Genomic DNA, 5,310 nt, shown 5'->3' on the forward strand with positions numbered 1-5,310 from the left:
GCCCCACCGCTGGCCACGCCGGACCAGGCCGTCGCGCACCCGGCCCCGGCGGTGGCAGCCCCGGCGGCGCCGCCACCGGACAACGCCCGGACCCGGCGCCGCCTGCGCCGGCAGGCATCCCGTGACACGGACAACAGCCAGCCCGCCCCGGAGGCCTCCCCGCCCGGGCAGCACCCCGGCGGCCGTTGACCCGCCGCCGGGCGGCGATGAGATCACGGATCGAAGCGGTATCCCATACCACGCAGGGTCGTGACGAGCCGACGCTGCGGTGGACGTCCCTCGACCTTGGTCCGCACCCGGCGGACATGCTCGGTGACGGTCGCCGGATCCTGGAAACGTGTGCCCCAGACCTGTTCCAGCAGTTCTTCACGGCTGAAAACCCGGCGGGGGTGGCTCGCCAGGAAAGCGAGCAGCTCGTATTCACGCGCGGTGAGATCGACGCGCTCGCCGGCGACCGCGACCTCCCGGGCACGCAGGTCGATGGAAACGTCTCCGTAGACGAGCGGGTCGTTCCCATCGCTGGTGCGCTGCGGTGGTGGCTCGACGGGGCGACGGCGCAGCCTGGCCCGTACCCGTGCCACGAGTTCCCGCAGGGAGTACGGCTTGACCACGTAGTCGTCGGCCCCGAGTTCCAGACCGACAACCCGGTCGACCTCCTCGGCCCGGCCCGTCAACATGATTACAGGTACTTCGCTGGTCTGCCGCAGCCGGCTCAGTACAGCGAAGCCATCCATACGCGGCATCGCGACGTCAAGCACTACGAGGTCGATTTCGGTCGTCTGGAAAAGCTTGAGCGCGGTCTCGCCGTCAGCCGCCTCGAGCACCCGATAGCCGAACCGTTCAAGGCTGCGGGCAAGCGCAACCCGAGAAGCTTCGTCGTCCTCGGCGACGAGCAGGGAAGCCCCCCTCGTTGCTGTTGCAGTTGCGTCCCCGGTCATGGCCGAAACCCTACGCAAGCTCTCCGGAACCGCTGCGAGCGGGGTATCGGTATGTGCGAGGAACCCCGATTTCGGCACGTTACAGTAGTGCAACGGCTACTTATTGTCAATGAAAGGACATCGGAGACACACGGGACCGGGAGCCCTCGACGACTCCCGGCCTCGACCCGGCCGCAACATGAAAGAAACATGATCTTCCTGCCCTCACCCCTGAACGATCACCCATACCGTCGCATCCACATCAGCGGGATTCGCCGGGCCGCCGAACCGCCGGAGAGCGACCGGCCCCCGCCCGCGCCGGCCCCCGCCCACGCCGAAGATCCGCGGCCCTCGTCGCAGCACCGTCACCGCCTTCCTTCGCGGCGCCCGCCACCGACCGGCAGGACCACCCGGACCGGTCTGGCATACTCGGTGAGGCTGGATTCCTCGGGGTGCCGGCAACGCGGGAAGATTCACGATCAGAAGATTTATGATCAAGAGGTTCGTGATCCTACCGCCGGTCAGCCCGTGGAGCCAGTAACACGCCGGAGTAGCTCAGTGGCAGAGCAATCGCCTCGTAAGCGATAGGTCGCGGGTTCAATCCCCGCCTCCGGCTCAGACCCCCTCTGACCAGGGCGGGACCAAGCTAACAGCGATCACGTTGAGATAGCTCACGGTCGGCGACCTATCAACTCATGCGATCAGGCGCCGTACCGGATGGGTGGACGTCCGACGCGCTCGGCGAGCATGACACCATCGCGACCCGCTCTCGGGCCGAGATGGTCCACATGTCGGCTGGCTGCCGTCGGCCTCCACAGCATCTACGGAACCGGTAGTCCGGCCGGCCCGACGCGTCGCCGATGCGGCCATCCGGCGGGTGATTTTTCTTTGAGAAGCCCGGTCGTTCGCGCGACGGACGCGGACGGGAGCACGGTGCGGCCAGCCGGCCGAGGGGGCGCGCCGTGCGACAATCGATCTCATGAGCGTGGATGTCACGATCCCCCCGTATGGGGTGCGCAACCGGGTTGAGCGTACGGCCCCGGCCATCCGGGCCGCACTCAGGCCCGATCAGCGCGTCGACTTCGAAGCCGAGTTCCACGCGGCCGTCATCGAAGTCGATGACGCCATCGACCTGGCGCCACTACTCCGAGTCATCGACCGCTGGTGGCCCTGGGCCGTGCTCGCGGCCAATCCCGAGATCCAGGCGGGTGCCACCGAAGACCGACGCCGGCTTGCCGCTGGCGACCTGTCCGTGCTTGGAGGGACCACGACCTACCCCCACGCAGACAGCACGAGGAAATAAGAGATCTATGGCCCGGTACACGGTCCGTTGGCTGACCTACGCCGAACAGCTACGAGACAGCCTGCCACCTGCGGGTCGTCGTGAACTTGACCAGCTGCTGGACCAGCTGACCGCCGACCCCAGGCAGCACAGCACCTGCGACAAGTACAGCGAACAGTGGACCGCTGCTTTCGGCGCCTACGGAGTCCTGCTCTACAGCATCGAAGATAATCTTCATACGATCACTGTGCTCCGCGTGACCTGGAGTGGCTGATCAGGGCACCGGCTCCATGACCCGGGAACAGGTCGTGGGCGCTGTTGCCTGACTCCTGGACCGCATCGGGGATGCGGTCCAGGAGTCAGGCGCCCATGCGCCGGACGGATCCTCCGCAACGGAAGACGTCCGGGTGCCGCTCCGCGGATCCCGAACGAACCCGCGGTCCGGCGAACCGGTCAGGCCGACCTGACCTCCGGGGCGGGGTGCCCCGGGACGTCCAGGGCGGCGGCGTCCGGCACGGAACCGTCGTGGTGCCCCTGCGCGGCGGCATCCTCCTCCTCGCGCCGGATCGAGGCGAGAATCTCCCGCTCCGCGTCGGCGCGGCCGACCCACGACGCACCCTCGACCGACTTGCCCGGCTCCAGGTCCTTGTAGACCTCGAAGAAGTGCTGGATCTCCAGCCGGTCGAACTCCGGAAGATGCCTGATGTCCCGCAGGTGCTCCTGCCGGACGTCCGCGACCGGCACGCACAGCACCTTGTCGTCGGGGCCCTTCTCATCGCTCATCTGGAACATGCCGATCGTCCGGCACCGGACCAGGCAGCCCGGAAAAGTCGGCTCCTCCAGCAGGACGAGCGCGTCCAAAGGATCACCATCTCGACCCAGCGTACCCTCGATGAAGCCGTAGTCCGAGGGATAGTGGGTGGATGTGAACAGCATCCGGTCGAGCCGGATCCGCCCGGTGTGGTGATCCATCTCGTATTTGTTCCGCTGCCCTTTCGGGATCTCGATGGTCACATCGAACTCGAGGTCCACTCCATCCCCTGTCGTGTCTGTGGGCGCGTCCCGTCCGGAGCGCCCTTGTGTTGTGTACTTGTTACCAGTGTCAGCATCCACGTACGTCACCTCGAAGGTCGCGAGCCGATCCGGCGGTGACGATTCACTGTCAGGGCGGGAGCCCACGGTGAAATCCGCCGGGGCTGGGTCAGCCCAGGGTCCACCCGGGAAGGCATTCCCCACGATGGCGGCCCGACCCCGGCCCGCGGCCGGCGGGCCCGTGAGCCACGGGCCGCACGGTCATGCTTTTCCACGCCCGCCCTTCCCTCCCCGGGGCTGCCGCCGGTTCCGGGAACACGCCGAATCACCACGGCCGATCCGGGAGATCCGCAGCGGCCACATCCCCCCGGCCGCGGGAGCGCGCTGGTGGCGAAAAACATAACCACGTGGCCGTCGGCCACAGGCGCAGCCATCAGCCACAGGACATAGTCTCCCGCACGTGACCCCTCCGATGCCGGGCCGGGTCGGTGGGCTCACCGCCATCGCCACCGCGCTGCTCGCCGGTCATCTTTCCGTTCCGCCCACGGACAGCCCGGGCATCGTGCCCGCTCCGCGGCCCGCGGCCGCGCCCTTCCCCTCCCTGGACCCGACGCTACGGGTCGCCGACCCCGCGGCGGTCAGCGCCAGGCTCACCCGTCCGCTCGCCAACCCGGCGCTGGGCAGCCCGGTGGGGCTGGTCATCGACGCGCTGTCCGGAACGACGCTGTTCGACCGCGGGTCGACCACCGCGGTGGCCCCCGCGTCCACGCTGAAGACCGTGGTCGCCGCGGCCGCGCTGACGACCTTCGATGCGCGCACGACCCTGACGACCCGGGTCTTCCACACCCCGCCGGCCACGCCGGGCGGCCCGGTGCCGGACGGCCAGGTGGCAGCCAGCACGGTGGGAGCCGTCGGCGCGGACGGCACCGGGGCGGCGGGCACACCGCCACCTGCCGCCGCCCCGCCCGGAGGCACGCTGTGGCTGGTCGGCGCGGGTGACCCGACCCTGACCGCCGCGACCGGGCCGGCCGGCTACCCGGCCCCGGCCCGCCTGTCGGAGCTGGCCGCCCAGGTCCGGGCGGCCGGCATCACCGAGGTCGACCGGCTGGTCGGCGACGGGACGCTGTTCACCGGGCCGTCCACCGCGACGGGATGGCGCGACAGCTATGTCACCGATGGCAATGTCACGCCGGTGTCCGCGCTCGAGGCCGACGGCGGCCGCACGACTCCCGGCGCGACCGGCCCGCGCAGCGCGACGCCCGACCTGGCCGCGGTGAACGCCTTCGCGGCGGCGCTGCGCCGGGCCGGTGTGCGGGTCGCGTCGACCGGGGTCGGCGCCATGCCCGGCGGCTCCGGCAGTACCGACGGCTCCGGTGGCCCCCGGCAGGTCGCCGAGGCCCACAGCCCGCCGGTCCCGTTGCTGGTCGAACGGATGCTGACCTACTCCGACAACGACCTGGCCGAGAGCCTGGGACGGCTGGTGGCCCACGCCCGTGGCCTGCCCGCGTCGTTCGACGGCGCCACCCGGGCGGTGCTCGACGTCCTGCGGGAGCTCGGGGTACCGACCGCCGGCGCGAACCTGGCGGACACCAGCGGGCTGTCGACAGCGAACCAGATCGCCCCGGCGACGCTGGTGGCGCTGCTGCGGACCGCCGTACTGCCCGGGCACCCGCAGCTGCGGACCCTGCTCACCGGGCTCCCGGTCGCAGGCTTCTCCGGGACGCTGGGTGACCGGTACAACGCGCCCGACACCCGCGCCGGTGCCGGCGACGTACGCGCGAAAACGGGCAGCCTGCGTATCGTGACAAGCCTTGCCGGCCAGGTCGTGGACACCGACGGCCGGCTGCTGCTGTTCGGCTTCTTCGCCCCGGTCGAGGAGGCCGGAAGCACCCGGGCCGCCCTCGACCAGGTCGCCGTCGCGCTCGCCTCGTGCGGGTGCTGAGCGGATGCCGGTACGGATGCGCGATGCCGATGCCGATGCCGAGCGCACGTGGATGCCGCGGGCGTCCGCAGACGCGCGGCGCCACGGCGCCGGCCGCCCGGACGGAGGCCGCGTGCCCGGGGCCGGACACCCGGCAC

At 70.4% G+C, this 5,310-nt stretch carries 5 protein-coding genes, 1 tRNA gene and 1 pseudogene; 5 read left to right on the forward strand and 2 right to left on the reverse strand.

Features of this window, described 5'->3' with window-relative positions:
- Positions 1 to 189 (forward strand): annotated as a pseudogene (locus NBW84_RS22205) (PSP1 domain-containing protein); the annotation flags it as partial.
- 23 nt (positions 190 to 212) lie between these two features.
- Here NBW84_RS22205 and NBW84_RS22210 read toward each other — a convergent pair.
- Complete coding sequence (locus tag NBW84_RS22210) at positions 213 to 938, reverse strand: response regulator transcription factor (RefSeq protein WP_250287106.1); 726 nt, start codon at positions 936 to 938, stop codon at positions 213 to 215.
- A gap of 523 nt (positions 939 to 1,461) precedes the next feature.
- Between NBW84_RS22210 and NBW84_RS22215 the strand changes: the two genes are divergently transcribed.
- From NBW84_RS22215 to NBW84_RS22225, 3 genes are all read left to right on the forward strand, one after another.
- Positions 1,462 to 1,533 (forward strand) — tRNA-Thr (locus NBW84_RS22215).
- 363 nt (positions 1,534 to 1,896) lie between these two features.
- Positions 1,897 to 2,220: a DUF6247 family protein gene (locus tag NBW84_RS22220; protein ID WP_250287108.1), complete on the forward strand. Its 324-nt coding sequence runs from the start codon at positions 1,897 to 1,899 to the stop codon at positions 2,218 to 2,220.
- 7 nt (positions 2,221 to 2,227) lie between these two features.
- Positions 2,228 to 2,473, forward strand: coding sequence for a type II toxin-antitoxin system RelE family toxin (locus NBW84_RS22225; RefSeq protein WP_250287111.1), 246 nt, complete (start codon positions 2,228 to 2,230; stop codon positions 2,471 to 2,473).
- Positions 2,474 to 2,652: 179 nt separating this feature from the next.
- Here NBW84_RS22225 and NBW84_RS22230 read toward each other — a convergent pair whose 3' ends face one another.
- A complete protein-coding gene (locus NBW84_RS22230) occupies positions 2,653 to 3,231 on the reverse strand; it encodes an inorganic diphosphatase (RefSeq protein ID WP_445548229.1) in 579 nt (192 codons plus the stop codon).
- 472 nt (positions 3,232 to 3,703) lie between these two features.
- Between NBW84_RS22230 and dacB the strand changes: the two genes are divergently transcribed.
- The gene (dacB, locus tag NBW84_RS22235; protein WP_250287114.1) at positions 3,704 to 5,173 is read left to right on the forward strand and encodes a D-alanyl-D-alanine carboxypeptidase/D-alanyl-D-alanine endopeptidase; all 1,470 of its coding nucleotides are present in this window, start codon (positions 3,704 to 3,706) and stop codon (positions 5,171 to 5,173) included.
- Positions 5,174 to 5,310 lie beyond the last annotated feature (137 nt).

It is taken from the genome of Protofrankia sp. CiP1_Cm_nod2, assembly GCF_920664355.1.
GTDB lineage: Bacteria > Actinomycetota > Actinomycetes > Frankiales > Frankiaceae > Protofrankia.

Coding starts and splice junctions, on each gene's coding strand:
- NBW84_RS22220 (WP_250287108.1), top strand. CDS start 1,897: ATGAGCGTGGATGTCACGATCCCCCCGTATGGGGTGCGCAACCGGGTT.
- dacB (WP_250287114.1), top strand. CDS start 3,704: ATGCCGGGCCGGGTCGGTGGGCTCACCGCCATCGCCACCGCGCTGCTC.
- NBW84_RS22225 (WP_250287111.1), top strand. CDS start 2,228: ATGGCCCGGTACACGGTCCGTTGGCTGACCTACGCCGAACAGCTACGA.
- NBW84_RS22210 (WP_250287106.1), bottom strand. CDS start 938: ATGACCGGGGACGCAACTGCAACAGCAACGAGGGGGGCTTCCCTGCTC.